Source organism: Halobacterium sp. CBA1126 (genome assembly GCF_009741975.1).
Taxonomy (GTDB): domain Archaea; phylum Halobacteriota; class Halobacteria; order Halobacteriales; family Halobacteriaceae; genus Halobacterium.
On the sequence record NZ_WPCF01000010.1, the window covers coordinates 18,809 to 40,008 of the forward strand.

Genomic DNA, 21,200 nt, shown 5'->3' on the forward strand with positions numbered 1-21,200 from the left:
CAGCGCTACAGCAGCAGGCGCGCGGGCTGCCCGAGCAGTTCCTGCACGCGGTTCGTGAACTGCGCGGCCTCCGCGCCGTCCACGAGCCGGTGGTCGACGGACATCGACAGCCGCATCGTCTCGCGGGCGACGACCTCGTCGTCGACGACCCACGGGCGCTTCGCGATCGGCCCCATCGCGAGGATGGCGGCTTCGGGGTGGTTGATGATGGGCGCGGAGAACTCCCCGCCGATGACCCCGATGTTCGTGATGGTGAACGTCCCGCCCTGCATCTCCTCGCGGGAGAGCTCGCGGTTGCGCGCGCGGGTCGCGAGGTCGTCGATTTCGGCGGCGAGTTCGACGAGGCTCTTCTCGTCGGCGTGCTTCACGACCGGCACCATCAGCCCGGCGTCTGTGGCGACGGCGATGCCGATGTTGTACTCGTCGTGAAGCACGATTTCCTCGGCGTCCTCGTCGAGACTCGAGTTCAGGAACGGGAACTCCTGCAGCGCGCGCGTGACCGCCTTCACGACGAACGGCAGGTACGTGAGGTTCACGCCCTCCGCGTCCGCGGCGTCGGCGAGGTCCTCGCGGACGTCGACGAGGTCGGCGGCGTCGAACTCGTCGTGGTGGGCGACGTGCGGCGCGGTGTACTTCGAGCGCGCCATCTGCTCGCCGATGGTCCGGCGAACGCCGCTATACGGCACGCGCTCGCCCGACGACGGGCCGGAATCGCCGGTCCCACTCGCCGCGGATGCGGCCGCTTCGCCGCCGGCTCCGACGTACTCGCGGACGTCCGACTGGGTGACGAACGCCTCGCCGTCGCGCTCCTCGCTGGCGGGCACGTCGTTGATGTCGACGCCCTCGTCGCGGGCGAGGCGGCGAGTCGCGGGCATCGCGAGCGTCCGGTCGCGAGCAGCGCCGTCGCTCTCGACCAGCACTGGCTCTTCGCCCTCGCCGTCGCCGGGTTCGGGCGTCGCCTCGGTCTCGGCCGTCTCGTCGCCAGTCTCGGCGTGCGCGCGGACGTCGGCGGCCGTGATGCGGCCGCCCGGCCCGCTGCCGGACACGGCTTCGAGGTCGACGCCGAGTTCGCGCGCGAGCGTCCGCGTGCTCGGCGCCGCGAACACGCGACCGTCCGACTCCGCAGTCTCGCCCGCGTCGTCGTCGACGGCTTCGACCGCGGACTCCACCGCGTCCTCGCTCCCGCTCTCGTCCGCCGCTTCGTCGTCGACGCCGCCGTCTTCGACGTCGAACGTGACGATGACGGAGTCCACGGGCACCGTCTCGCCTTCCGCCGCGTGGAGTTCTTTGACGGTGCCGTCGTACGGCGAAGGCACCTCCACGAGCGCCTTGTCTGTCTCGACCTCCGCGATGGTCTGGTCGGCTTCGACGGCGTCTCCGGGCTCGACGAGCCACGAGACGAGTTCGCCCTCCGCGATGCCTTCTCCGAGGTCCGGTAGCTCGAACGTCTGCTCGGCCATACCGTGTACGCGACGGCCGCCCCTTTCAGTATTTCCGTCTATCAGAAAACCGGGAGGTCAGACGGCGAGCGCGTTCTCGATGGCGTCGAGGATGCGCGGCGGGTGCGGGAAGTAGTAGTCCTCCATCGACAGCAGCGGCACCGGCGTGTCGAAGCCCGTGACGCGCTCAACGGGCGCTTCGAGGTACATCAGCGCCTCGTCGTTGATGCGCGCGACGACGTCGCCGCCCACGCCGTTGCTGCGCGGGCCCTCGTGGACGACGACGGCGCGGCCGGTCTTCTTCACGGACTCGACGACCGTCTCGGTGTCCAGCGGCGAGATGGTGCGGAGGTCCACGACCTCGGCGTCGGCGTCGAGCTCCTCGACGGCTTCCAGCGTCGCGGGCATCATCGACCCCCAGCTGACGACCGTCACGTCCTCGCCTTCCCGCCGGACTGCGGCCTCGCCGAGCGGCACCTCGTAGTCGCCCTCGGGGACGTCCTCGCGGAACGACCGGTAGATGCGCTTGGGCTCCATGAACAGCACGGGGTCGGGGTCGCGAATCGACGCGAGCAACAGCCCCTTCGTGTCGTGGGGCGTGCTCGGCGCGACCACCTTCAGGCCCGGAATGTGGGCGTACGCGCCCTCCATGCTCTCGGAGTGGTGTTCGAGCGCGCGAACCCCGGCGCCGTACGGCATCCGGACGACCATCGGCGCGGTGAGTTCGCCGCGCGTGCGCCAGCGGATGCGGCTGGCGTTCGTCACGAGCTGGTCGAACGCCGGCGGCAGGAACCCCGAGAACTGAATCTCGGCGACCGGCCGCTTGCCGTACATCGCCAGCCCGGTCGCCGCGCCGACGATTGCAATCTCCGACAGCGGCGTGTCGACCACGCGGTCCGCTCCGAACTCCTCGAGGAGTTCGTCCGTCGCGCGGAACACGCCGCCGCTCTCGGCGACGTCCTCCCCGAAGACGACCACGTCGTCGTCGGCCGCCATCTCCGTGTGTAGTGCGTCGTTGACTGCTTCTACGATTGTTGCCTGCATGAGTTACCCCTTGGGTCGCTGCTCGATGAAGTCGCACATCTCCGGCCGCCGGTCGAGGAGATCGACGAACTCCTCGTACTGGCGCTGGAGCTCGGGCGGCATCTCCTCGTAGACGTGCGCGAAGATTTCGACGATCTCCCGCTCGGCGAACTCGTTTGCCGCCTCGAGCGCGGCGTCGAACTCGGCTTCGATCTCGTCGACGATGGCGTCGTGGTCGACGTCTTCCCAGAGCCCCTCGGATTTGAGGAACTCGCGGTAGCGCTCCAGCGGGTCGTGTTGCTCCCACGCGTCGACCTCCTCGTCGCTGCGGTAGCGCGTCGGGTCGTCGCTGGTCGTGTGGGCGTCCAGCCGGTACGTGACGGACTCCACGAAGACGGGTTCGCCCTCGCGGACGCGCTCGCGGGCCTCCGAGACGGCCTCGTAGACCGCGAGGACGTCCTGCCCGTCGACGCGGATGGCGTCCATGCCGTACGCCAGCGCCTTCTGCGCGAGCGTGTTCGCGCCGGTCTGCTCGTCGGCGGCCAGCGAGATGGCGTACTGATTGTTCTGGCAGTAGAACAGCGCGGGGACGCCGAGCGCGCCCGCGAAGTTGATGGCCTCGTGGGCGGCGCCGGTCGACGTGGCGCCGTCGCCGAGGTACGCGGTGGCGACGGCGTCGTCGCCGCTAAGGTCCATTCCCCACGCGAGGCCGGCGACCAGCGGGAGGTGACTGCCGATGGAGATGGCGATCTGGGAGTTGTGCTCGGCGAACGACTGCTGTCCTTCCTCGATGCCGCGCCAGAACAGGATCATGTCCTCCATCGGGACGCCGCGCATGAACATCGGCGTCCACGCGCGGCCGACGTACAGCCAGTCCTCCGGCTGGAGCGTGTACGCGCTCCCGATGATGCTGGCTTCCTGTCCTCGGGTGGACCCGAACGTGCCGAGTTCGCCGCGGCGCTGGATGCTCACCATGCGTCGGCTGAACACGCGGTCGGTCAGCATCCACCGGTAGAGGTCCCGGAACTGCTCGGCGTCGAGGTCGGGGACGTCGTCGGCGTCGTAGGACCCGTCCGGCCCCACGACTTGGTGGGTGTCGACCGTGAGGTCGTCCTGCGTGAGGAACCGGGGGTCGCCAGCGCTGACGGCAGCGTTGGCTGGGTGGTCGGTTGGGGCGTTTTCGGTCATTCGACGGGTACGACGTTGTGAACGGGACTAAATAAATTAGGGGGTAGGGTGCGCTGACAGGACCGAACGCGTTCGACCCGAGTAAAGGTTTATTACAAATCGCGCCGACTCTCCGCGTATGCTGCCCGTTCACACGGCGGTGGTGAGTCGATGATAGACCCCAGCGACCACCTCGTCGTCGACTGCGACTGGCACTACGCGGACACCTTCGAACAGGTCGCGCCGTACATGCCCGAGCCGTGGAAGACGAAGTTCCAGAAGAGCGGCTGGGGCGGCACCGGCGTCAAGCAGAACCTCTCGGCGTTCTTCCCGGCCTCCACGGGGAACCGGTTCAACTACGGGAAGATCGAACGCGAGTTCTCCGAGTATCCGGACGGCGGCGACGACAAACAGGACGTCGTCGAGGGGATGGACCACCTCGACATCGACGTCACCCTCCAGATTTCGCACCTCATCCTCGCGATGGGCGGTATCAGCGCCGACGACCGCCGCGTCGAGTCGTTCGTCAAGGGGTACGTCGACTACATGCTCGAGGAGGTGCTGGACCCCGACGAGGGCATCTACGGGCTCGCGCCGATGCCGTACCACGACATCGAAGCCTCGCTGGACGTCCTCGACCGCATCGAGGACGAGGAGGCGTTCGTCGGCGTCGTGATGGTCACCGCGGGCGCGAGCCCGCCGCTGGGCAACCGCAAGTACGACCCCATCTACGAGCGCTGCGAGGAGGAGGGCTACCCGGTCGTCTACCACACGGGCGGCTCCGGGCTGGACGACTACGTGCGCGCCGGCTACCAGGACATGATCGAGACGCACACGCTGGGCTTCCTCGAGTCGAACATGTCCCAGATCGTCAGCGTCGCGTGTCAGGGCGTCGCCGAGAAGTTCCCCGACCTCGAGATCGTGTTCATGGAGTCCGGCGTCACCTACATCCCCGGGCTGGTCAGCCGCATCAACGAGGAGTACCTCAAGCGCTCCGAGGAGGCGCCGCTGCTGGAGAAGAAGCCCGGCGACTACATCACGGACTTCTACTTCGGCACGCAGCCCCTGGAGGTCTCGGCGCGCCCGGACCTGTTGGAGATCTGCTTCGACATGATCGGCACCGACAGGATGCTGTACGCCTCGGACTACCCGCACTGGGACTTCGACAGTCCGAGCGTCATCACGAACCTCCCGATGCTCGACGACGAGGACAGGAGGAACATCCTCGGCCAGAACGCCGTGGAGGTGTTCGACCTATGAGCGCCGAGAACCGCGTGGAAGTCGGCCCCGCGGCCGACTTCGAGGACGGCGACGCCGCCATCGTGCAGGTCGGCCGCGTGGAGGTCGGCGTCATCAAGGCCGGCGGGGAGTTCCACGCGCTCCGCAACGAGTGCCCCCACGACGGCGGGCCGGTCTGCGAGGGGAAAGTCGAGCCACGCCTCGTCGGCGAGTGGGGCGGCCCGGGCGAGCGCGTCGACCAGCACTACGACGACGACCAGTGCATTATCTCGTGCCCGTGGCACGGCTGGTCGTTCGACGTCGAGACGGGCGAGCACATCGGCGACGACCGGTACGTCCTCCCGAAGTACGACGTGGTCGTCGAGGACGGCGTCGTCTACGTGAACAGCGAGTAACGCCACTCCGGCTAAGACGGCGTTCGGCGGCGTCTCCGTCGCTTTCTACCCCGGCGAGCTTTCTACACGTACCTTCGTGTTGAATATCACTCATACAGATATCTTTTTGTAATTTGAGTGTGGTGCATGGTACGATGACACAGAGGAGCACAAACAGGCGTACGTTTCTGAAGAGTGGCACGGCCGCCGCAGCGGTCGGCCTCACGGGAATCACCGGCTGTCTCGGCGGCGGCGGTGGCGGCGGCGTGTCGGACCTCGGCCTCGCGTTCACCGTCCCGGTCGAGAACCTCGGGTCGCTGTTCGACATCCCCGAGCTCCGCGAGGAGCTGACGAACGTCGGCGAGGAGTACGAACTCAGCGTCACCCGCAACGAGAGCACGCCGGACTCGCTGAACGCGATGGCCGCCGGCGACGTCGACATGGCGCTGCTGACGACCGTCAGCTACGGCTCGGCGGTCAGCCAGGAGGCCGTCCCGGGGAACATCTCGATGATCTCCACGGACTTCTGGGACGCCCACCCCGAGTGGTACGGCTTCACCATCTTCGCCGGCCCGGACACCGGCATCACCGAGCCCGCCGACCTCGAGGGCGCGAACATCGGCGTGAACGCGCAGGGCACCGGCACCCACGCGGTCATCTCGAAGGCGCTCCGCTCGGCGGACATCGACCCCGAGGACGGCGCGGAAATCGTCGAACTCCCGTTCCCGTCGATCGCGTCGGGCATCAACGACGGCCGCCTCGACGCGGCCATCTTCCCGGCGCTGTTCGCGGTCGCGCGCGCGCCGAAGGGTTCACCGAAGTCGTCACCAGCCAGGACCTCTGGGACGAGGCGTACCCGTTCGCGTACACGGTCGCCTCGAACGACTCCCTGGACAACAAGTCCGACGCCGTCGAGCTGTTCGGCGAGGACCTCGCTGAGCTCGTCGAGTACAGCTACGAGAACCGCTCGGAGGTCGTCTCGCTGGCGGCCGAGCACTTCGAACTGCCGGAGAACGTCGTCGACGGGTTCTTCCTGAACAACAACGACTACTACCGGCAGGACATCACCATCGACATGGACCGCCTGCAGACCACGATGGACGAACTCGTCGACCTCGGCTTCCTCGAAGAGACCTTCGACGTCACCGAGTACGCGACCAACGACTACGTCCCGTCCATCAACTGACCCGCCGTCGCTGCCGACCGAGGCACAGCCGGTCGAACCCGCAGCTACCTTTTTCGAGGAGAGCGCGAAAAGAGAGAGGGAGTTACGTCCAGCGCAGCAGCCGTGCCCGGGCGACCCGGAGGAGCCGGTCGAGGACGAGCCCGACGATCATGATGGCGATGATGGCGGCGTACGTCAGCGTCGACTGGAACGACCGCACGCCCTCGATCTCGAGCGCGCCCAGCCCGCCGCCACCCGCGACCATCTCGAAGACGAACGTGATGATCAGCGACAGCGGCAGCGCGATCTGGAGGCCGGTCATGATGCCCGGCGACGCCGCCGGGAGGACGACCCGGCGGAGCAGCCGCCAGTCGCTGGTCCCCATCATCTTCGCCGCCCAGACGAGGTTCTTGTCCACCTGTCTCGTGCTGTCGCGGGCGTTGACCGCGATGGGCCAGAACGTCCCGACCGCGACCATGATGATCTTCGAGGTGTCGTTGATGCCGAACCACAGCATGAACACGGGGACGAGCGCGATGATCGGCACCGGGTAGCCGATCTTGATGATCGGGTCGAAGAACCACTCCACGGCGGCGTTGCGCGCGCAGAGCACGCCGACGACGACGCCGAGGACGGTGGCGATTGCGAGGCCGACGACCGCGCGCTTGAGCGTGAGGTAGGCGTTCTCCAGCAGCTCGCCGTTGGCCAGCAGCTCGAAGAACCGCGCGAGCACGTCCGACAGCGGCGGCAGGAAGTAGTAGTGAATCATCCCCATCTGGGTGACGACCTCCCAGAGCACGAGGATGATGACCAGCGAGTAGACGGACTTCAGCGCGCCGACGACGTCGAAGTCGCGGTCGAGGTTCACGTCCAGACCAACCCCCGTTCGCGGCCGATCTCGAACCCGCGGACCGCGAAGTACGCGACCGCGGAGATGATGACGATGTTCGCGAACATCGTCGGGTAGTTACCGACCTGTCCGGCGGTCAGGATGAGGTAGCCGATGCCCTGGTTCGACGCGATGAGCTCGGCGCTCACGAGCGCGATGAACGCGATGGGAATCGCCTGCCGCACGCCCGTCAGAATCTCGGGGATGGTGGCCGGGATGATGACCTTCCAGAACAGCCGGCGGCCCTCGGTCCCCATCATCTTCGCGGACCAGACGAGGTTCTGGTCGACGTCGCTGGCGGCGTTGTAGGCGTTCATCACGATGGGAAGCAGGCACGCGAGGAAGACGATGAGAATCGCGGTCCGCGTGCCGACGCCGAGCCAGAGGATGGCCAGCGGCACGAGCGCGGTCTTCGGAATCGGGTACGTCAGCGCGAGCAGCACCTCGAAGAAGTTCTCCACGGGGTCGAGCCGTGCCATCCCGATGCCGAGCAGGACGCCCGCGGCGATGCTCAACCCGAGCCCGACGCTGATGCGGAACAGCGAGATGAACAGGTGCGAGAACACCTCGCCGGTGACGAGCAGCTCCCGGATCTCGCCCGCGACGACGGACGGCGCCGGCAGCACCTCGGCCGGGACGGCCGTGCCGCTGGCGAACTCCCAGAGCAGCGTCACGATGGCCAGCGGAATCCAGTCGAAGACGAATCGGGCGGCCGACCGCACCCCGCTCGGGAGCGCGGTCGCCGTTCCGGCGTTGACGTTGCTCACGGCTACGGTTGCACCCCCGATTGGGTCTCCTCTCTGAGCGACCGCCAGACCTCGTTTTTCGTCTCGGTGAACTCGTCGCTGGTGATGATGTCCGCGCGGGACTTCGAGCGGTCGATGTCGACGTCGGTGACGGTCTTCTTCGTGCCGGGGTGGCGGGTCATCACCATGACGCTGTCCGAGAGGTAGACGGCCTCCTCGACGTCGTGGGTGACGAAGACGACGGTCTTGTCGAGGTCACCCCAGATGTCCAGCAGCTGGTCCTGGAGGTCCTCGCGGAGCGGCTGGTCGAGCGCGCCGAACGGCTCGTCCATCAGCAAAATCTTCGGGCCGTACGCGAGCGTGCGGGCGAGCCCGACGCGCTGTTTCATGCCGCCGGAGAGCTCCTTCGGGTAGTTGTCCTCGAAGCCCGAGAGGTCCATCATGTCGATGTACTGCTGGGCGGTCGAGCGGCGTTCCTCCTTGCCCATGTCCTGTTCTTCGAGCCCGTAGGTGACGTTCTCCATGACGGTGCGCCACGGGAACAGCGCGTAGTCTTGGAAGACGACGCCACGGTCGGTCCCGGGGCCGTCGATCGGTGTGCCGTCGACTTCGATGGTGCCGGAGGTCTCGTCGAGGAAGCCGGCGAGGAGGTACAGCAGCGTGCTCTTTCCGCAGCCGCTCGGGCCGACGACGCTGACGAACTCGCCGGCGTCGATGTCGAAGGTGAGGTCCTCGACCGCGGTGGTTCGCTCGCTGCCGTCGTCGTACACTTTCTCTAAGTTCGATATCGTGACGTTGCCGTCCATGTGTTCAGTTCAACACCCGTTTCCGCGGGCGCGTCGCGACTCCCTCGGAGTGGAGGGGCGATGTGGGACCGGTACTCGGTGGTGTTCGGCCGTGGGCGTGGGACTGCAACCCACGCTCACTGTGGTGGAGTGTCACACTCCACTTGAAGTAGTAGCCGTATAAAAAATTTTCCCGTAACGCGCGATTCGGCCGCGCTACGGCGGCGTTTCAGCAGTCCGCACGACCGGCGAACGCGTGGTTCGCCCGCTACTCCGGCGCGAGGAGCTCCACGGGGTGTGTCGCGGCCTGCGGGAGCAGCGACTCGAGCTGCTCGTCGCAGGACGCGCCGCTGGCGACCAGCTCGCGCTCGGCGACGTCTTCGGCCGCGAACTGGTCGGCCAGCGTCTCCCCGACGTCGACGCTGAGCTCGTAGTACTCGGACTTGTAGCCGAAGCTCCCGGCCATCCCGCAGCACTCCACGTCCGACGTGACGACGTCGTAGCCGAGGCGCTCGAAGACCGCCTCCGTGTAGACGTCGACGTCGAGCGTGCGCTGCTGGCAGTGGCTGTGGAACGCGACGTCGCCGCCCGACGCCAGCGCGTCCGCGTCCGCGCCGTTCTCGAGGAGGCCGTAGACGTACTCCAGCACCTCGTAGCTGTGCTCGGCGAGGCGCTCGGCCCGGTCGGCGTCGAGCAGGCGCTCGTACTCCCGGCGGAACGCCGCCAGGTCGGAGGGTTCGACGACCACGACGTCCCGGCCCGCGTCGAGGTAGGGGTCGAGGCTGTCGGTGACGCGCTCGGCGTTCTCCCGCGCGGTCGCAATCATCCCCTGCGAGAGCGGCGCGCGCCCGCTCTCGTGGCAGGGCGCGACCGCGACGTCCGCTCCGAGGGCTTCCAGCGTCCGCACCGCGGCCTTCCCGCGGTCGACGAGCACGTAGTTGGTGTAGGCGTCCGGGTAGAGGACGACCTCGCGGTCCGCGTCGCCCGCAGCGGGGAGGGGGTCGCGGGCGTCGAACCAGTCGACGAGCGTCTCGCGCTGGAAGGCGGGGAGGTCGCGGCGGCGGTCCACGCCCGCGACGCGCTCCATCACCGCCCGCGTCGGCCCCCAGTCCGCGAGCCAGTTCGAGACCGGCGCGGTCGCGGAGCCGAGCTTCGCGAGCGTCCCGAAGTTCCCGAACAGGCGCTTCTGGAGGTCGACGCCGCCCGGGTCGGCGTCCGGCGTCAGCCCCTCGACGAGCCAGTCGAACTCCGCGTCGGTACCGCGGTTGACGCGGTCGCGGACGACCGTGTTGATCCACGGGATGTCGATCTTCACGGGGCAGGCGTCGACGCAGCGCGAACAGCCGGTACAGAGGTCGTTGAACTCCGCGGCGGAGTCGAGGCCGTGGACGCCGGCCTCCCAGCCGGTCGCGATGCCGCCCGTGTACGTCTCGCCGCCGAACGCGTGCCCGCCGACGTGCTGGAAGTTCGCACACGAGTTCGCGCACGCGCCACACCGGATGCAGTACAGCGTCTCCCGGAGGTCGTCGTCCTCGCGCATCTCCGTGCGGCCGTTGTCCAGCAACACGAGGTGGAACTCCCGGTCGTCCGTGCTCCCGTCGAGCGGTTCGTCCGGCGCGTCGAAGTCCACGACCGGGGAGTCGACCGGCGGCGAGAGCAACGAGAGGTACGTCGCGATGTCCTGCCCGCCGGCCGCGCGCGCGATGAGTTCCGCGAACGGCGGGAACTCGTCCACGCTCGGAATCAGTTTCTCGACGCCCGCGACCGCGACGTGCGTGTCCGGCGTGACCGCGCACTTCCGGGCGTTGCCCTCGTTGGTGACGAGCGCGATGGTGCCCGACTCGGCGAACACGAAGTTCGCGCCGGTCATCCCCACGTCGGCGTCCATTATCTTCTCGCCGACGTGGTCGCGCGCGAACTGCGTCAGGTCCTCGGCGCTCTCGAAGGGCTCGTCGGGGTCGAAGTGGGCGTTGAACAGCGCCGCGATGTCCTCGGTGGACTTGTGGAACGCCGGCCCGACGAGGTGCGAGGGCGCCTCGTCGGCGACCTGCACGACGAACTCCCCGAGGTCGGTCTCGGTGACGTCGACGCCCGCGACCTCGAGCGCCTCGTTGACGTCGATCTCCTCGGTCGTCATCGACTTCGACTTCGCCAGCGTCTCCGCGTCCTTCGACTCGGCGACCTCCGTGATGTAGCGGTTCGCGTCGGCGGCGTCGTCGGCGACGTACACCTCGCCGCCGTTGGCCTCCACGGACTCCCGGACTGTCTCGATTAACTCGGGGAGGCGTTCGATGGCGTCCTCCTTGATGGCGCGAGACGCGTCGCGCAGTTCCTCGATGTCGTCGCGGTGGGCGTTGGTCTCGTAGCGGCCCTCGTTGACGTGCGTGGTGTTCTCGAAGACGGCGTCGCCTTCAGTTTCGAGGAGGTGGCGAATCTTCGCGGCCTTGCGCTCGCGGTCGGCGCTCATCGGTCCGTCACCACCACGGCGTGGACGTCCTGCGGACCGTGGACGCCGTGGACGAGTTCGCCCATGTCGGCGGTGGCGCTGGCGCCGGTCGCCAACACCGCGGAGTCCCGGCCGGCGTCGAACTCGTCGTGGAGCCACGCCGCCGTCGCCTCGACGTCCGCGTGGAGGTCGCTCGCGCGGACGACGCCGACGTGCGTCCGCGGGTAGAGACTCACCGGTTCGCGCCCGCCTCGTCGGCCTGAATCACGAAGCTTCCGTGGTCGACGATGCCGTGTACGCGCGTCACGCCGGTCTCGGCGTCCCGGAGCAGGCGCGGCGTCGGCGGCGTCTCCACTGCCGTGTCGTCCAGCGAGACGCCGTCGATGCCGAGCGGGACGCCGACGGCCGGCGCGTCGAGGACGCCGTCGAGGGCGGCCGAGAACTCCGCGGCCTCGACGCGAGTGCAGGCGACGTCGGCGGCCGCAAGCGAGGACGCGAACTCGTCTGTGGTGTCCGTTCGCATATCACGTAGGTCGTCGAAGAATGCGCTTATGTCTACCGGTCACTCCTCGGTCATCACCGTCACGACCGGCACCGAGGCGTTGAGGAGGAACGACTGGGTCGCGCTCCCGAACACGGCCTTCCCGACGGGCGTGCGCTTGCGGCCGCCGACCACGAGGAACGACGGGTCGTGGTCGTCGACGACGCCGAGCACCTCCGAGACCACTTCGCCGACGCGCCCGACGTACGAGACGTTCGAGGGAGCGTCCGCGAGCGTCTGCGTGGTGACGTCGCGGGCGACCCCGCCGGCGTCCCGGCGCGCCTGATCGATGGAGTACGAGTCCCCGTGGTCGCCGCCGTACTCGGTGCCGGACGCGGTCGGGAAGCCGAAGTCGGCCGTCTTCCCGCTGCTGGCGCGCGTCTCGTAGGTGTCCTGTGGCATCACGTGGACGACGACGAACTCCTCGTCGTACTGGGTAGCGAGGTCGGCGCCGACTTCCACGACGCGGTCTGGAATCTGTTCGCCGTCGACTGCTGCAACGATGGCCATGGACCCCGGTTCACGGCGGGGGACCAAAAAGTACACCCCGAAAGCGCCGACGGCCGCACCTGGGGAGCAGTTATGTGTCCCGAGACGAACACGGGGGTATGGGAGGAGTTATCGACGAGCACAGCAACGAGCACCTGACGCCGTCGCTGGAGCACGTCCTCGACCTCGACATCGAAGTCGCCGACCCCATCGAAATCGGGGAGACCGGCGACGGCGAGCGCCGCATCATCGAGATTACGGACGGGACCGTCTCGGGCCGCATCGACGGTCACGTGCTCCCGGGCGGCGCGGACTACCAGCTCTACCGCACCGAGCGCCCCACGGAGTTGGTGGCGAAGTACGCCTTCGAGACGGACAGCGGCTCGCGAGTGTACGTGGAGAACCGCGGCATCCGCTGGGCGCCCCCCGAAGTCAGCCGGAAACTCCGGGACGGCGAGCACGTCGACCCGGACGACGTCTACTTCCGCTCGGTGCCGGAGTTCGAGACCGCCGACCCCGACCTCGAGTGGCTGACCCGGAGCGTGTTCATCGCGACCGGCGTCCGGCAGCCCTACGGAGTGAAACTGGCGGTGTACCGCGTCGCCTGACGCGCCGGCCCTCGGACCACCGGCGCGCGGGAGCGACGATACAACCATCAATTATGAGAGTTTTTCGTCGAAGCATACGAATTGTATCGTATCTCCCCGGGCGAGCGAGGCGGCACGACCGGCTCGCGGTCGCGCCGGCGAGTCAGTGAGGCGAAGACAGCCCGCGCACGTTGTTTCTGCAATACAATCGAAAAAGAAACGCCTGTATCGCAAATTCTTCGGTCGAACAGTGAGATTACTCCATAGGAGGAAAACGTTCGACCAGTAGAGACTCGAGCGAAGCACGGCGAGTTCGACGATTCGACTGAGAGACCGGCACACACCCGCGTGGTAGGTGGTACCGGGAACCACTACGGTCGGCCCAACGTATCAGTGTTAGAGGTAATTGTCTTTCCTGAGGGTTATCCCGGTCGATACCGTCCGTAGTACCACCGCGCCGGCGCGCGCCGCGGGCGAGAACCGAACCGCCCACCCGCCGTCATCATATACTGGTAAGATTCCCTCCGTAGTTCGCTCACAGACAATTCAATTCTAACGGAAACATTTAACATCATGTTCGTCAAGTAGGGGGTATGGGCACGTATGACAAAGGCCGAACGCGGCGGTCGTACCTGAAGACGGCCGGCGCAGCCGGTGCGCTCGGCATCACTGGACTGGCGGGCTGTACAGCCTTCGGCGGCGGCAGTGGCAGCGACGAGACGATCACCGTCGCGGCCGCCGTTCCCGAGACCGGACGCCTCTCCTCGGTCGGCACCGAGATGCTGCGCGGTTACGAACTCGGCGTCGACGTCATCAACGAGAACGGCGGCATCGACGGGCAGGAACTCGAACTCGTCGTGAAAGACGACGAGAGCAACCCCACGACGCTCCGGCAGGTGCTCCAGGAGACCCTGAGCAACAACGACGTCGACATGATCTGGGGGAGCTTCTCCAGCCCGCTCGTGATGGCGGGCAGCGCGCTCGCCGAGAGCCAGGGACTGCCCTTCCTCGCAGTCGCGACGTGTTACGAGGCGCCGCTGACTGACGAGGACAAAGAGTGGACGTACACGCCGTTCCCGAAGACCCGGGACGTGACGCGGGCGACCACCGGCATGCTGGAGCTCATCCCGGAGAGCGACCGCCCGGAGACGGTCGGCATCTGGGAGGAGAACTCCGGCTGGGGCGAGGAGATGGCCGAAGCCTGGGAGACGAAGCTCTCCGAGGCCGGCTACGACATCGCGATGCGGGAGACGTACAACACGGGCAGCCAGGACTTCTCGACGCTCATCTCGCAGTCCGAGAGCGCGGGCGTCGAGGCGCTGGTCGCGTGCCCGCAGCCCCCGGACGGCATCACGGCGATGACCCAGATCAACAACAGCGGCTACACGCCCGAGTTCATCGAGTTCGTGCGGGCGGCGGACCCGCAGGCGTGGTGGTCGGCGCTCGGCGAGGGCGGCAACTACGTGACGATGTGTCCGGGCTGGCGCCCGGGATGACCGGGAACGGCAACCAGACGCTGCTGGAGACGTACCGCGCGAACACCGAGGACGCCGGCGAGGACGACGTGCCGCGCGTGATGGTCGGCGTCGGCTACAACCTCGTCCAGACCGCCCGGCAGGCGCTATCGGGCGCCGAGTCGACGGAGCCGGACGCGATCCGGTCGACCCTCGACGAGACGGAGTTCGAGACGGTCATCGGCGAGTTCAGCTTCGACGAGTACGGGATGCCCGAACCCGGCCAGCTGTCCGCGGCGAGCGCGCAGTGGTGGAACGGCAACCAGCAGCTCGTCTACCCGCAGACGGAGAACGCGTCCGAACTCCGCTTCCCCGTCGAGTAACGCGGCCGGAGCCCGGCGGTCTCGGCGGTGCGTTCCCACGCGCGTACTTTTATCTTCGACGGCGCACAATCTAGTGACGATGTCACTCGAACTCTCGATAGACGCGGACTGGAGCGAGCAGTACGTCGACGGCGAGTGGGTCGGCGCGGAGAGCGGCGAGACAATCGCGGTCGAAGACCCGTCGACGCGCGAGACGGTCGCTCACGTCCCCGAGAGCGTCGAAGCGGACGTCGACGCCGCCTACGAGGCCGCCGCCGAGGCCCAGACGGAGTGGGCGGAGGCGCCGCCCGCGCAGCGACAGGAGGTCCTAGAGAACGTCGTCGAACTCCTCGAGGAACACGAGGACGAAATCATCGGGCTGCTCGGCGCCGAGGCGGGTGGCTCCGCGGTCATGGGCGGGACGTCGGTCCACCTCGCCAGCGACCAGGCCAGCGAGGCCGCGACGCTGCCGCGCCGCACGAAGGGCGAGCACGCCGACTCGAATATCCCCGGGAAGGAGAACATCGTCGAGCGCCAGCCGAAGGGCGTGGTCACCGTCATCTCCCCGTGGAACTTCCCGCTGAACCTCTCGATGCGCGCGGTCGCGCCCGCCATCGCCGCGGGCAACAGCGTCGTCCTCAAGCCCTCCACGAACACGCCCATCGTCGGCGGCCTCCTCATCGCGAAGCTCTTCGAGGAAGCCGGCCTCCCCGAGGGAGTGCTGAACGTCGTCACCGGGCGCGGCTCGGACATCGGCGACCGCGTCGCCAGCCACCCGGAGAGCGACGTCGTCGCGTTCACCGGTTCGACGCCCGTCGGCCGCCACGTCGCCGGGCTCGCCGGCGAGAACCTCGCAGTGCCGGCGATGGAACTCGGCGGCAACAACGCCCACATCGTCACCGCGGACGCCGACCTCGACCAGGCCATCGACGCGGCGGTCTTCGGGTCGTTCGTCCACCAGGGGCAGGTCTGTATCTCCATCAACCGCCACCTCGTCCACGAGGACGTCTACGACGAGTACGTCGAGCGGCTCACCGAGCGCGCGGAGTCGCTGCCGGTCGGGAGCGCCCACGACCCCGACACCGTTGTCGGCCCCATCATCGACGAGTCCCAGCGCGACGAGATGCTCGAGTACGTCGAAGAGACCCTCGACGCGGGCGCCACCCTCGAGACCGGCGGCGAGACACTCGACGTGGAGGGCGTCGAGGACTCGCTGGTCGTGAAGCCGACGGTGCTCTCGGACGTCACCAACGACATGTCCGCGGCGTGCTTCGAGCACTTCGGCCCCATCGCGCCCGTCATCCCGTTCTCGGACGTCGACGAAGCGGTCGAACTCGCCAACGACACCGAGTACGGGCTCTCCGGAAGCGTCCACGCCGGCGACGTCGGCACGGGACGGGAGATCGCCGACCGGATGGACACCGGGATGGTCCACGTCAACGACCAGCCCATCAACGACGAGGCCCACGTGCCGTTCAGCGGGACGAACGCCTCCGGCGTCGGCGGGTACAACACCACCGACTTCCTCGACGAGGTCACCGAGAAGAAGTGGATCAGCGTCCAGCACGAACCCCGCGAGTACCCGTTCTGAACGGCGGGGCCAACCAGTAGGAATTTCACGGCCCCCGTCCGAGTGACGGGCATGCCAGCGAACGGGTCCGAGGACGCGGTCTCCCCTCGAAACATCGTCATCCTGAAGGTGCGCGTCGCGAACCCGACGGCGTCGACGCGCGAACTCAGCCGCATCTTGGCCGACGAGTACGGCATCGAGCTCTCGCACAACCGCATCAGCGAGATTCTCCGCGAGATGGCCGAGGACGGCCGCTACCGGGAGACGGTCATCCCCGACCAGAGCATCTTCAACCACTACCTGTTCCGGCTCTCCTTCCACTACCCGAACTTCGCCGACCACTGGGAGGACTGCTACTGGGCGCTCCGCGACGACCCACACGTGTTGATGTTCTTCAACGCGGACTCGGAGTACCACTGGCAGTTCATCACGCAGTTCCGTGACAACGAGCGCATGCAGCGCTGGATCCACGAGTTCTTCAAGGAGTTCGGCGAGTTCATCTCCGGGTTCCACAACACCGTTCTCCACCAGGTCCACAAGTTCCAGACGGACGCCGCGGTGTTCGACGAGATGCTCCGCGAGACCGAAGAGGGCCGGCAGTACCTCGCCGAGAGCGAGGACTAGAGCGCGGCGGCGAGCAGTTCGACGGGCGTCGGCGGGCTCTCCCGGTCCTCGGGGACGATGTCGCCGGCGTCGCGCTGGTCCTCGTCGAGCATGTCCTCGAGCTGCGTGCGGCAGGACGCGCCCGGCGCGACCGCGAGGTCGCCGTCGCTGTCGTCGAGCTGGTCGACGAGGATGTCGCCGATGGCTTCGCTCATGGCGTGGTGTTCGGCCTCGTAGCCGAACGTCCCCGCCATCCCGCAGCACGTCGAGTCGACGGGGTCGGTGGCGTAGCCCGCGCGCCGCAGCACGCCGACCGCGTGGTGGTCTTTCTTCGTCGCCTTCTGGTGGCAGTGGCCGTGGTAGGACAGCGACGCGTCGGCGCCGTCCCACTCGACGTCGTCGTCCAGCCGGAACACGTCGAGGTACTCGCAGACGCCGTACGTGTTCTCGGCGAGGGTCTCCACGTCGTCGCCCGAGAGCAGGTCGAGGTAGTCGGACTGGAACATCACGGCGTCGGAGGGCTCGACGAGCACGACGTCCCAGCCGTCGGCGACCCGCGGCTCGAGCTCCGCGACGTTCTGCCGGGCGGTCTCCCGGGACTTGTCGAGGAACCCCTTCGAGTGGGCGGGCCGGCCGCTGTCGGTGTTGTCCGCGAGGTCGACGTGGACGTTCGCGGCCTCCAGCACGCGCACGGCCGCCTTCCCGATCTCCGGGTGGGCGTAGTTCGTGTACGTGTCCGGGAACAGCACCGCCTTCCGGTCGGCGTCCGCGGCGGAGACGGTGGTGCCGCCGCGGGCCGCGAACCAGTCTTTGAGCGTCTCGCGCTCGAACTTCGGGAGCGAGCGCTCGCTGGCGATGCCGACCGTCTTCTCCATCACAGCTCGGGCGCCCGGCACCTTCGAGACGAGGTTCGAGACCGGCGCGGTCGCGGAGCCGAGTTTCGCGAGCGCGTCGACGTTCGCGAACAGCTTGTCGCGGAGGCTGGCGCCCTCGCGCTGGTGGCGCTCGTGGGTGACCTCGGTCTTCAGCTTCGCCATGTCGACCTCGCTCGGGCAGTCTTTCGCGCAGCCCTTACAGCCGACACAGAGGTCGAGCACCTCGTCGGCGAACTCCTCGCCGGTCGGGTCGTCCGGGAGGTCGCCGCTCATCGCCTGCCGGAGCATGTTCGCGCGGCCCCGCGTGGACGTGATCTCCTCGTCGGCGGCGCGGTACGTCGGACACATCACGCCGCCGGTGGTGTCCTGCTGGGTGCGGCAGCCGCCGCAGCCGTGGCAGAGCTCCACCATCCCCTGGAGGCCGTTCTCGTTGTCCCAGTTCAGGTTCGAGTCGAAGCCCGCGTCGAAGTCGTACTCGGGGTCGAACCGGAGGTTCTCGGTCATCGAGACGTCGCCGCAGACCTGCCCGGGGTTGAGCAGCCAGTCCGGGTCGAAGGCGGTCTTGAGGTCGCGGAACGCGCCCCAGAGCTGGTCGCCGTACAGCTTGCGGTTCCACTGGGTGCGCGCGCGGCCGTCGCCGTGCTCGCCGGAGACCGACCCGCCGAACTCCACGACCATGTCCGTCACGCGGTCCGCGATGTCCTCCATCGCCGCGAGGTCCGTCTCGGACTTCGTGTTGACGAGCGGGCGGACGTGGAGGACGCCCGGGCCGGCGTGCGCGTAGAACGACGCGAACGTGTCGTTGTCCTCGAGAATCTCCTGGAAGCGCTCGACGAACTCCGGGAGGTGCTCGGGCGGAATCGCGCAGTCCTCGATGAACGAGATGTGCTTCGCGTCGCTCGTCCGGCCGAGCAGAATCGGCATCCCGGACTTCCGGAGCTTCCAGTAGGTCGCGCGCTCCTCGTCGTCGTGGGCTTCGAGCGCGTCGAAGGCGTACCGGTCGTCGCCGTCCTCGACGCGGTCGGCGACGAGGTCGGCGGTCTTCTCGCGGCCGTCCGCGTCGTCCTCGGCGTAGAACTCCACGAGCAGGGCGGCCCGCGTCCCCTCCGGGAGCAGCGCGGTGACGTCCTCGAACTCGGCGGTGTCGCTGGCGAGGTCGATGAGCGTGTCGTCGATGAGCTCGACCGCCGCGGGGTCGTGGTCGAGGACGTGCTGGACGTCGGTGACGGCGTCCACGACGCTCTCGTAGGTCAGCAGCGTCACCGACTTCGTCTCCGGGACGGGTTCGAGGGAGACCGTCGCCTCGGTGACGACCGCCAGCGTCCCCTCGCTGCCCGCGAGCAGGCGCGCGAGGTTCACCGTTCCCGTCTCGGCCTCGTCGACGAGCCGGTCGAAGTTGTACCCGGAGACGTTGCGCTTCATGTCCGGGAACCGCGCCTCGACCTCGTCGGCGTGGTCGTCGAGGACGGCGACGACGCCCGCGTACACTCGCGGCAGGAGGTCGTCGGCGTCTGCGTCCGCGCGCTCGCGCAGCTCTTCGACCTCGATTTCGCCGAACGTCGCGGTCGACCCGTCCGCGAGCACGACCTCGCACTCCTCGACGTAGGCGTCGGTCTTCCCGTACTTCAGGGAGTGCGCGCCCGTGGAGTTGTTCCCGATGGCGCCGCCGACCGCGCTCCGGTCGCCCGCGGCGGGGTCGGGCGCGAACTTCAGGTCGTGGGGCGCGAGCCGCTGGTTCAGGTCCTCGAGGACGGCGCCCGCCTCCACGTGGGCCTCGCGGCCGTCGGGGTCGACGTCGAGGATGCCGTCCATGTACCGCGTGAAGTCGAGGACGATCGCCTCGTTGACCGCCTGCCCCGCGAGGCTCGTGCCGCCGCCGCGGGGCAGCACGGGAATCTCGCGGGTGGCGCAGTACTCGACGACCGCGGACACGTCCTCGGTGTCGGCGGGGAAGACGACGCCGACCGGCGTCACCTCGTAGGCGGACGCGTCGGTCGCGTACATCTGGCGCGTGTACGTGTCGAAGCGCACGTCCCCGTCCACGCGGTCTTCGAGGTCGTCGACGAGACCGGGGCGCTCGACGTCGTCGCTGACGTAGTCGTACTCCGACCGTCCGTCCGCCGCCGGGGGCGCCGCGTCGCTCTCCGGGACGCCGTGTTCGTTGGAAGCCATCTGATTGGCGCCCACTACGACCGACACCCTCCTTGTGTTTTCGGATGCGTCGAATGGTGCTCGCGGGACGGGCCTGAAACAGTTTAGTGGCTCCACGCGAACTGCGACGTATGCCGAACGAGCCCACGAGCCGAACGGGGGTGAAATCCGACGAGACGCTGTTCGCCGTGCTGTCGGCGCTCCGAGACGCCGACGGCGCGGGGGTGACGGAGCTCGCCGACCGCCTCGACGTCGCGAAGAGCACCGTCCACAACCACCTCGCGACGATGCGCGAGCACGGGTTCGTGGTGAAACGCGACGGCGAGTACCACCTCGGGCTGGCGCTGTTCGAGTACGGGCAGTCGGTCCGCAACGGCCACGACGTCTACCGGGCGGCCCGCCCCGTCGTCGACGACCTCGTGGAGACGACCGGCGAGATGGTGTGGCTGCTGACCCCCGAGAACGGGCGCGTTATGTACCTCTACGGCGGCGCCGGCGAGACCGGCATCGACGTCGACACGATACTCGGCTCGTGGGACTACATGCACTGCACGGCCGGGGGGAAGGCGATTCTCGCACACTACGCCGAGGACGAAGTCGACGCAGTCGTCGACCGCCACGGGCTGCCCGCCCGCACCCCGAACACGGTCACGGACCGCGAGGAGCTGGCGTCGGAACTGGAGACCGTCCGCGAGCGCGGGTACGCGTTGAACCTCGGCGAGGACCTCGAGGGCATCCACGCGCTCGCGGTGCCGCTGCGCTACGAGGACGAACTCGTCGGGTCGCTGGCGGTCGCGGGGCCGGCCCACCGCGTGAGCCGCGAGCGCTGCGAGACCGACCTCCTCGAGGCGCTCCGGGCGTCGACGAACGACATCGAACTCAACCTCGCGTACGCGTAGTCAGCCCACCAGTTCCGCGGCCGCACACGCCGTTCTCGCGCACTGTCCGACGAGCAGCGCGGCCGTGAACGGGTACGCGAGCGCCATCTGCGCGCGCACCGACCACGCTGGCGCGACCCGGACTGCGAGCGCGGCGTCCAAGACCGCAATCGCAGCCGCGACGAGCGCGAGCGCCGGGAGAACGGTCGCCGCGACCAATCCGACGACGAGCAGCGCCGCGAACAGGTGGATTGCGGCGCCGACGCGCGCGCTCGTTCGGTCGCCGAGCAGCACTGGCAGCGTTCGCTTGTCGACCGTGCGGTCGAACGACCGGTCGAGGCGGTCGATGGAGACCTTCAGCCCGGACAGCGAGACGGCGAGGACGACGGCGACGGCGGCGACGCCGAGCGCGAGGCG

At 68.2% G+C, this 21,200-nt stretch carries 20 protein-coding genes and 1 pseudogene; 9 read left to right on the forward strand and 12 right to left on the reverse strand.

The window, feature by feature from the left end; genetic code table 11:
• Nucleotides 1-5: 5 nt before the first annotated feature.
• From GJ634_RS02415 to GJ634_RS02425, 3 genes are read right to left on the reverse strand one after another with little or no spacing between them, the layout of a single operon-like run.
• Nucleotides 6-1,460 (reverse strand): 2-oxo acid dehydrogenase subunit E2, encoded by a 1,455-nt coding sequence (locus tag GJ634_RS02415; RefSeq protein ID WP_157500339.1) that lies wholly within the window; start codon nucleotides 1,458-1,460, stop codon nucleotides 6-8.
• A gap of 57 nt (nucleotides 1,461-1,517) precedes the next feature.
• Entirely contained in the window at nucleotides 1,518-2,483 is a 966-nt protein-coding gene (locus GJ634_RS02420) for an alpha-ketoacid dehydrogenase subunit beta (RefSeq protein WP_157500340.1), read from the reverse strand.
• Between the two features lie 3 nt (nucleotides 2,484-2,486).
• Nucleotides 2,487-3,650 carry a thiamine pyrophosphate-dependent enzyme gene (locus GJ634_RS02425; protein ID WP_157500341.1) on the reverse strand — a complete coding sequence of 388 codons (1,164 nt, stop codon included), beginning with the start codon at nucleotides 3,648-3,650 and terminating at the stop codon, nucleotides 2,487-2,489.
• Nucleotides 3,651-3,800: 150 nt separating this feature from the next.
• On the opposite strand from GJ634_RS02425, the gene GJ634_RS02430 reads away from it, so the two are divergent.
• The 3 genes from GJ634_RS02430 to GJ634_RS02440 all read left to right on the forward strand — a co-directional run bounded on the left by GJ634_RS02430 (nucleotide 3,801) and on the right by GJ634_RS02440 (nucleotide 6,279).
• Entirely contained in the window at nucleotides 3,801-4,889 is a 1,089-nt protein-coding gene (locus GJ634_RS02430) for an amidohydrolase family protein (protein ID WP_157500342.1), read from the forward strand.
• Complete coding sequence (locus GJ634_RS02435; protein ID WP_157500343.1) at nucleotides 4,886-5,263, forward strand: Rieske 2Fe-2S domain-containing protein; 378 nt, start codon at nucleotides 4,886-4,888, stop codon at nucleotides 5,261-5,263. Before GJ634_RS02430 ends, GJ634_RS02435 begins: the two co-directional genes overlap by 4 nt.
• Nucleotides 5,264-5,397: 134 nt before the next feature.
• Nucleotides 5,398-6,279 carry an ABC transporter substrate-binding protein gene (locus GJ634_RS02440; protein WP_197425365.1) on the forward strand — a complete coding sequence of 294 codons (882 nt, stop codon included), beginning with the start codon at nucleotides 5,398-5,400 and terminating at the stop codon, nucleotides 6,277-6,279.
• A gap of 231 nt (nucleotides 6,280-6,510) precedes the next feature.
• On the opposite strand, the gene GJ634_RS02445 is transcribed toward GJ634_RS02440, so the two are convergent.
• From GJ634_RS02445 to GJ634_RS02470, 7 genes are all read right to left on the reverse strand, one after another.
• Nucleotides 6,511-7,275 (reverse strand): ABC transporter permease, encoded by a 765-nt coding sequence (locus tag GJ634_RS02445; RefSeq protein WP_331713950.1) that lies wholly within the window; start codon nucleotides 7,273-7,275, stop codon nucleotides 6,511-6,513.
• Complete coding sequence (locus tag GJ634_RS15815; RefSeq protein ID WP_331713951.1) at nucleotides 7,272-8,063, reverse strand: ABC transporter permease; 792 nt, start codon at nucleotides 8,061-8,063, stop codon at nucleotides 7,272-7,274. Before GJ634_RS15815 ends, GJ634_RS02445 begins: the two co-directional genes overlap by 4 nt.
• Nucleotides 8,064-8,065: 2 nt before the next feature.
• Nucleotides 8,066-8,848 (reverse strand): ABC transporter ATP-binding protein, encoded by a 783-nt coding sequence (locus tag GJ634_RS02455; RefSeq protein WP_157500346.1) that lies wholly within the window; start codon nucleotides 8,846-8,848, stop codon nucleotides 8,066-8,068.
• 247 nt (nucleotides 8,849-9,095) lie between these two features.
• Entirely contained in the window at nucleotides 9,096-11,294 is a 2,199-nt protein-coding gene (locus GJ634_RS02460; RefSeq protein ID WP_157500347.1) for an LUD domain-containing protein, read from the reverse strand.
• Nucleotides 11,291-11,509, reverse strand: coding sequence for an LUD domain-containing protein (locus tag GJ634_RS15820; RefSeq protein WP_331713952.1), 219 nt, complete (start codon nucleotides 11,507-11,509; stop codon nucleotides 11,291-11,293). The genes GJ634_RS02460 and GJ634_RS15820 overlap by 4 nt, the downstream gene beginning before the upstream one ends.
• Complete coding sequence (locus GJ634_RS15825) at nucleotides 11,506-11,796, reverse strand: hypothetical protein (protein ID WP_231736904.1); 291 nt, start codon at nucleotides 11,794-11,796, stop codon at nucleotides 11,506-11,508. The genes GJ634_RS15820 and GJ634_RS15825 overlap by 4 nt, the downstream gene beginning before the upstream one ends.
• Before the next feature lie 39 nt (nucleotides 11,797-11,835).
• The gene (locus GJ634_RS02470; protein ID WP_157500348.1) at nucleotides 11,836-12,324 is read right to left on the reverse strand and encodes a universal stress protein; all 489 of its coding nucleotides are present in this window, start codon (nucleotides 12,322-12,324) and stop codon (nucleotides 11,836-11,838) included.
• Between the two features lie 98 nt (nucleotides 12,325-12,422).
• Between GJ634_RS02470 and GJ634_RS02475 the strand changes: the two genes are divergently transcribed.
• From GJ634_RS02475 to GJ634_RS02495, 5 genes are all read left to right on the forward strand, one after another.
• Nucleotides 12,423-12,911, forward strand: a complete 489-nt coding sequence (locus GJ634_RS02475) for a DUF3237 domain-containing protein (RefSeq protein WP_157500349.1) — start codon at nucleotides 12,423-12,425, stop codon at nucleotides 12,909-12,911.
• Between the two features lie 572 nt (nucleotides 12,912-13,483).
• Nucleotides 13,484-14,386, forward strand: a complete 903-nt coding sequence (locus GJ634_RS02480; protein WP_157500350.1) for an ABC transporter substrate-binding protein — start codon at nucleotides 13,484-13,486, stop codon at nucleotides 14,384-14,386.
• Complete coding sequence (locus GJ634_RS02485) at nucleotides 14,362-14,727, forward strand: hypothetical protein (RefSeq protein ID WP_157500351.1); 366 nt, start codon at nucleotides 14,362-14,364, stop codon at nucleotides 14,725-14,727. The genes GJ634_RS02480 and GJ634_RS02485 overlap by 25 nt, the downstream gene beginning before the upstream one ends.
• A gap of 79 nt (nucleotides 14,728-14,806) precedes the next feature.
• Nucleotides 14,807-16,297, forward strand: a complete 1,491-nt coding sequence (locus tag GJ634_RS02490; RefSeq protein WP_157500352.1) for an aldehyde dehydrogenase family protein — start codon at nucleotides 14,807-14,809, stop codon at nucleotides 16,295-16,297.
• A 51-nt stretch (nucleotides 16,298-16,348) separates the two neighbouring features.
• Nucleotides 16,349-16,900 (forward strand): helix-turn-helix domain-containing protein, encoded by a 552-nt coding sequence (locus GJ634_RS02495; RefSeq protein ID WP_157500353.1) that lies wholly within the window; start codon nucleotides 16,349-16,351, stop codon nucleotides 16,898-16,900.
• Here GJ634_RS02495 and GJ634_RS02500 read toward each other — a convergent pair.
• Entirely contained in the window at nucleotides 16,897-19,926 is a 3,030-nt protein-coding gene (locus GJ634_RS02500; RefSeq protein WP_157500354.1) for an FAD-binding and (Fe-S)-binding domain-containing protein, read from the reverse strand. The genes GJ634_RS02495 and GJ634_RS02500 overlap by 4 nt on opposite strands.
• Before the next feature lie 110 nt (nucleotides 19,927-20,036).
• Here GJ634_RS02500 and GJ634_RS02505 point away from each other — a divergent pair, with 110 nt between their 5' ends.
• Nucleotides 20,037-20,804: an IclR family transcriptional regulator gene (locus GJ634_RS02505; protein ID WP_157500355.1), complete on the forward strand. Its 768-nt coding sequence runs from the start codon at nucleotides 20,037-20,039 to the stop codon at nucleotides 20,802-20,804.
• Here GJ634_RS02505 and GJ634_RS15280 read toward each other — a convergent pair.
• Nucleotides 20,805-21,200, reverse strand: a pseudogene (locus GJ634_RS15280) (hypothetical protein); the annotation flags it as partial.

Bases quoted from the DNA above. Each gene is read 5' to 3' on its own strand.
- GJ634_RS02470 (WP_157500348.1), bottom strand. From the start codon at position 12,324: ATGGCCATCGTTGCAGCAGTCGACGGCGAACAGATTCCAGACCGCGTC.
- GJ634_RS02505 (WP_157500355.1), top strand. From the start codon at position 20,037: ATGCCGAACGAGCCCACGAGCCGAACGGGGGTGAAATCCGACGAGACG.
- GJ634_RS15825 (WP_231736904.1), bottom strand. From the start codon at position 11,796: ATGCGAACGGACACCACAGACGAGTTCGCGTCCTCGCTTGCGGCCGCC.
- GJ634_RS02500 (WP_157500354.1), bottom strand. From the start codon at position 19,926: ATGGCTTCCAACGAACACGGCGTCCCGGAGAGCGACGCGGCGCCCCCG.
- GJ634_RS02420 (WP_157500340.1), bottom strand. From the start codon at position 2,483: ATGCAGGCAACAATCGTAGAAGCAGTCAACGACGCACTACACACGGAG.
- GJ634_RS02460 (WP_157500347.1), bottom strand. From the start codon at position 11,294: ATGAGCGCCGACCGCGAGCGCAAGGCCGCGAAGATTCGCCACCTCCTC.
- GJ634_RS02430 (WP_157500342.1), top strand. From the start codon at position 3,801: ATGATAGACCCCAGCGACCACCTCGTCGTCGACTGCGACTGGCACTAC.
- GJ634_RS02435 (WP_157500343.1), top strand. From the start codon at position 4,886: ATGAGCGCCGAGAACCGCGTGGAAGTCGGCCCCGCGGCCGACTTCGAG.
- GJ634_RS02495 (WP_157500353.1), top strand. From the start codon at position 16,349: ATGCCAGCGAACGGGTCCGAGGACGCGGTCTCCCCTCGAAACATCGTC.
- GJ634_RS02415 (WP_157500339.1), bottom strand. From the start codon at position 1,460: ATGGCCGAGCAGACGTTCGAGCTACCGGACCTCGGAGAAGGCATCGCG.
- GJ634_RS02480 (WP_157500350.1), top strand. From the start codon at position 13,484: ATGGGCACGTATGACAAAGGCCGAACGCGGCGGTCGTACCTGAAGACG.
- GJ634_RS02490 (WP_157500352.1), top strand. From the start codon at position 14,807: ATGTCACTCGAACTCTCGATAGACGCGGACTGGAGCGAGCAGTACGTC.
- GJ634_RS02425 (WP_157500341.1), bottom strand. From the start codon at position 3,650: ATGACCGAAAACGCCCCAACCGACCACCCAGCCAACGCTGCCGTCAGC.
- GJ634_RS02455 (WP_157500346.1), bottom strand. From the start codon at position 8,848: ATGGACGGCAACGTCACGATATCGAACTTAGAGAAAGTGTACGACGAC.
- GJ634_RS02440 (WP_197425365.1), top strand. From the start codon at position 5,398: ATGACACAGAGGAGCACAAACAGGCGTACGTTTCTGAAGAGTGGCACG.
- GJ634_RS02475 (WP_157500349.1), top strand. From the start codon at position 12,423: ATGGGAGGAGTTATCGACGAGCACAGCAACGAGCACCTGACGCCGTCG.